We start from the raw sequence: 4,687 nt of genomic DNA on the forward strand, positions 1-4,687 counted from the left end.
AAATTTTCTATTTTTTCTTAATATTTGCTTTAAAATATTTAGCATACGTCTAAAAAATAAGTATCAGGATCATTTGGATCGAAAAATTCGTTGATCCAGAAATTTGTATAAAGAACTTCGTCTCCAATATTTTTAATATTATGCGTATACCAAATCGGCATATCTACATAAGAAGGTTCATTTCCATCAAGATAAAAATCTATTACTTCATCAAAACCAACTCGTCGCAATTGGATTAAAGCTTTACCTTTTATTACGGCAAAACGTTCAATCTTTCTTGTATGAAAATGATTTCCTCGTGTAATTCCAGGATGGGTTGTTGAAAAAGAAACTTGTCCTCCAACTCCTAAACGAATGATTTCTACAAAAGATCCTCTTGCATCAGTATGTTGAGTAAATTTTACAGGAAAATGATTTTTTATATCCATATAACTACGAAACGTATTGAATAAGTTTAATTCAAATACATTATTGATCGATGGAACAATTCCTTTTTCTAGATATTCGGATTTATAATTTTCTAGCAAGCTTAAAATTCCTGATACCGTTGATTCTGATGTGTGGGGAATTAAAATTTCCGAGTTCCCTTTTCTTGTTCGAATTTCAGAAATAATATTGTTAACGAGTTCCCCAACATAAATTAACTTTAAATTCCCATCGACTTCAATAACAGGAATTTCATTATGTGATAATTTATGGCAAAATGTTGCAATTACCGAATTATAGTTTGGTTGGCCAAAGGGTCCAAAAACATTAGGAATAATCATTCCTGTAAATCTCCCTTTTGAATTTTCAGTCCATTCCACCATTAATTCTCTTCCTTCTTTTTTCGATTTTCCGTACAGATTATCTCTCTCCTCTTGTGTCGAAGATGAAAAAAGAACATGAGCATTACTATTTGTTGCTTTTAATGAACTTATTAATTTTTGAACCAAATTAACGTTCGTGTCATAAATCACATTTGGATCGGTATGACGATTCATCGCCGCTAAATGAACAATAACATCACATTGTGCAACAAATTCATTTAATTTATCAGTATCTTCAAAATATTCCTTTTGAAATTCCACCCTAGCAAATTCTTCTGGAAATAATCCAATTGTATTATATAAATGATTTCCAACGAAACCCGCTTGTCCTGTAATTCCTATTTTTAGCATTATTTATCTACATTTTTAAAATAATCAATATCGAAACGAAATTCATCTTTTATCTCACCTAAAAAATGATCTGCCATCACTAGCAATTTAGAACCATTTTGTAAGGATTGTATGCTGCTTACATATCCCTTTGGAGCATGAAGCACATTAAGTTTATCAGCATCAATAGTAAAAGAATGCACTTGTAATTTCTTAGAAGGATTTTCCCAGTTATCTATTTCTATTAACTGAATTTTAAACGTTCCCTTTATTACAGAAAACCATCTTTGTTCTACTTGATGGCCTTGCCAGCCTCTAACAAATTTAGTATCATTGTTTTCAATAACATAAATTCTTTTTACCGAAGAAACATCAAATTCATTGTTATATAATAACATTCCTCGTTCATCTAAATGGCAATTTCCTACGATTAATTTTGGCTCCATTATTTTTATCCTGGCATTTGAACAACATCTTCTCCAAAAACTTCTTTTCGAATAAGCGGAAGTGTTGATAAAAGTTTTTTCATTCCTTCAACACCTTGCTGTTCTGTATTATGAGAATGATAATCTTCAATTGAAGAAACATCTTCTTCTCCTTCAGAAAAATATTGTGCATAGTTCAAATCACGGTTGTCAGCAGGAATACGATAAAATTCTCCCATATCTTCAGCTTTGACCATTTCCTCACGAGTACATAATGTTTCGTATAATTTTTCACCGTGACGCGTACCTATAATTTTAATCTCATTGTCTGCGTTACATAATTCTTTTAATGCCTGAGCCAAATCACCAATTGTTCCTGCTGGTGCTTTGTTTACAAATAAATCCCCTGGATTACCATTTTCAAAAGCAAATAAAACTAATTCAACAGCTTCGTCTAATGACATTAGAAAACGCGTCATATTAGGATCTGTAATTGTAATTGGTTTCTTTTCCTTAATTTGTTTTAAAAACAAAGGAATTACAGAACCGCGTGAAGCCATAACATTACCGTATCTTGTTAAACAAACAGTTGTATCCGTTAAATTCCTTGATGCTGCAACCGCTACTTTTTCCATCAAAGCTTTAGAGATTCCCATCGCATTAATTGGATAAGCTGCTTTATCTGTGCTTAAACAAATTACTTTCTGTACCATATTAATACCTGCTGCATCAATTACATTTTGTGTCCCTAAAACATTTGTTTTAGTAGCTTCAAGAGGAAAAAATTCGCATGAAGGAACTTGCTTTAGAGCTGCCGCATGGAATACGTAATCAACACCTCGCATTGCTCTTTCAATACTATTATAATCCCTAACGTCTCCTATGTAAAATTTAAGCTTATCATTTTTTAGTTGATTACGCATATCATCTTGTTTTTTCTCGTCACGAGAAAAAATTCGAATTTCACTAAAATGATCCGTATGAAGAAAACGATTTAATACCGCATGACCAAAAGAGCCCGTTCCTCCTGTTATAAGAAGTGTTTTATTTTGTATTTTCATTATAATTTAATTTGAGAAATTTGATTCTAATTTGAATCTTTAATTTTATATCGCGCTAGTTACTGATTCCTTGACAATTTCAAACATTTTATCCCATGAATCTCCCTGTTTCCTGATAAATAAATCATGCCTCTTACCTTTTTCATTCATAGAAACTAAAATCTTTTCTTTCCAAATATCCGGATTATTATAAATTGCAAAACTAACTCCTTTATACCCATCCAAAACTTCATTTGCGTATGGTAGATCAGCCGCAATAATCGGAACTCCAAATGATGCTGCTTCAGTGAGAGGAAGTCCAAAAGTTTCTATATAGCTTGGAAAAACCATTACATCAACTTTCTTATAGAGTTCAATTATATCATCATATTTTATTTTTCCCCATAAAATGACATTTAACTTTTCAATTTTTTTAATTACTTCCCTTTCAAAATCAATAGCGGTACACCCCGTCAGGTGCAATACTATTTGTTTTCTTGAATCTTCGTTCAATAATAAGAGAGCATCTAATATGACTTCATGATTTTTATAAACGAAAGCTGCGGCTGGAAAAAAAACATTAAATTTACTTTGATTGATTTCAATTTCAGACTTTGTTTTACCAGAAATAGTTTCAATTAGAGGCTCAATCACATGTATTTTTTCACTATCTACACCATAAGCCTCAATAAAAGCTTCTTTCACAAATTTTAGTTGAACAAAAAATTGTGTTTTTGAATCGATCCATGCTTTAACCAGATAAGGATAAATATTCTTATAAAACCAAAGTCTTCTCTCTCTTGCTGAAAAAGGGTTCCAGTTTTTATGAAATAAGGGAGTTGGTTGATGATAATAAACAAAATTACTAACCTGTTTATCAACTCTAAAATTAGTGTTTTGTAAAGATATTGTACTAACATAATTGATTTTTTTCTTCCTTAACCAATTGTTTACTCCATACAAATCCCAAATTATTCGCTTTAAAAAGCTTTTTACTGCTACCGGAATTTGTCTTACATTTTCAGAAGGAGAAATAAAATCCAAACTTTCGGGAACAAAAACAAGATATTCAAAATCATCTTTAGGAATTTCATTTAAAAATTGTTTTAAGATTGTGAGTGCTCCACCTTCAGATAATGCAGTTGCATTTATTACTATTGTTTTCTTCATTATAATTCATGTAACTTTCTAAATAACACCCTGCGTTAATTAGATAATTTATTTAGATCTAAAATATTAAAAGAATTAATTAAGCAACTTATTAAAATCAAGAATAAATTTTGAATCCAAGTCAGTAATTACATCCTTGTCTTGAGAATAATATTTATTTACATCGATACTTACAATTGCTTCAGCCACAGAAGCAGGTGAATTTTCGTCATAAAAAACTATCGACTCTGACACTTTTGAATTCAAAATACAGTTTATTTTAGATGATACAGGTATAATGTTATTTGATAAATAAACTAGGACTTTTGAAGGAAAGGTAAAATCAGAATATTCATCAATTAAAACTCTCGTAGATAATCCGATTTGACATTTCTTCAAAAAATTGTCGTACTCATCACCTGATAAACATCCAAAATATTCTACTATTTCTTTTCCGCATTTAACATTTATTTCTTTAATTTTATTTTTCATTCCTTTAATATTTTCCTCCGTCCCATAACCTAAAACGTTCAAAAAATAATTATCTGGCAAAAATTCAGCAGAATCGATAGCCAACATTACATCGCTGTCTTTGCCTCCTATAAAACCAGCATAAACAATGTTTATTATATTATAATTAATTGATTTTGCAATTTTTTTATTATTGTAATTACCATAGCACACGATGAAAGGCTTATTATGATGATTACATTTTTGATTCATTACATCATTAACAAAAATAAATGCGTCAGCATTTTGCAAAGCTTCAATTTCATGTTTAATTTTCTTGTTAGAATTTTGCCAAGCTGCCTGATAAATTTCTTCGACTTCATATATTAATTTAAAATTTGCGAAGAAACGACAAAAGTTGACTACTTTATTCAACAAGTATGAATGATATACCAATACGACATCATTTCTTTTGACTCTAAAT

At 30.3% G+C, this 4,687-nt stretch carries 5 protein-coding genes; all 5 read right to left on the reverse strand.

From position 1 onward, the window contains the following. Nucleotides 1-38: 38 nt before the first annotated feature. Nucleotides 39-1,160 carry a polysaccharide biosynthesis C-terminal domain-containing protein gene (locus FLACOL7796_RS23970; RefSeq protein WP_173973283.1) on the reverse strand — a complete coding sequence of 374 codons (1,122 nt, stop codon included), beginning with the start codon at nt 1,158-1,160 and terminating at the stop codon, nt 39-41. Next, nucleotides 1,160-1,585, reverse strand: a complete 426-nt coding sequence (locus tag FLACOL7796_RS23975; RefSeq protein ID WP_232067442.1) for a WxcM-like domain-containing protein — start codon at nt 1,583-1,585, stop codon at nt 1,160-1,162. Before FLACOL7796_RS23975 ends, FLACOL7796_RS23970 begins: the two co-directional genes overlap by 1 nt. A gap of 5 nt (nt 1,586-1,590) precedes the next feature. Further along, the gene (locus tag FLACOL7796_RS23980) at nt 1,591-2,625 is read right to left on the reverse strand and encodes a polysaccharide biosynthesis protein (RefSeq protein ID WP_173973284.1); all 1,035 of its coding nucleotides are present in this window, start codon (nt 2,623-2,625) and stop codon (nt 1,591-1,593) included. A gap of 45 nt (nt 2,626-2,670) precedes the next feature. Then, a complete protein-coding gene (locus FLACOL7796_RS23985; protein ID WP_173973285.1) occupies nt 2,671-3,774 on the reverse strand; it encodes a glycosyltransferase in 1,104 nt (367 codons plus the stop codon). A 75-nt stretch (nt 3,775-3,849) separates the two neighbouring features. Continuing rightward, a partial coding sequence (locus tag FLACOL7796_RS23990) for a glycosyltransferase family protein (protein WP_232067443.1) occupies nt 3,850-4,687 on the reverse strand: 838 nt, incomplete at its 5' end.

It is taken from the genome of Flavobacterium bizetiae (assembly GCF_902804475.1).
Lineage (GTDB): Bacteria > Bacteroidota > Bacteroidia > Flavobacteriales > Flavobacteriaceae > Flavobacterium > Flavobacterium bizetiae.

What these genes read in the sequence shown, in the direction of transcription:
- FLACOL7796_RS23970 (WP_173973283.1), bottom strand. Translation starts at nt 1,160, where the DNA reads ATGCTAAAAATAGGAATTACAGGACAAGCGGGTTTCGTTGGAAATCAT.
- FLACOL7796_RS23975 (WP_232067442.1), bottom strand. Translation starts at nt 1,585, where the DNA reads ATGGAGCCAAAATTAATCGTAGGAAATTGCCATTTAGATGAACGAGGA.
- FLACOL7796_RS23980 (WP_173973284.1), bottom strand. Translation starts at nt 2,625, where the DNA reads ATGAAAATACAAAATAAAACACTTCTTATAACAGGAGGAACGGGCTCT.
- FLACOL7796_RS23985 (WP_173973285.1), bottom strand. Translation starts at nt 3,774, where the DNA reads ATGAAGAAAACAATAGTAATAAATGCAACTGCATTATCTGAAGGTGGA.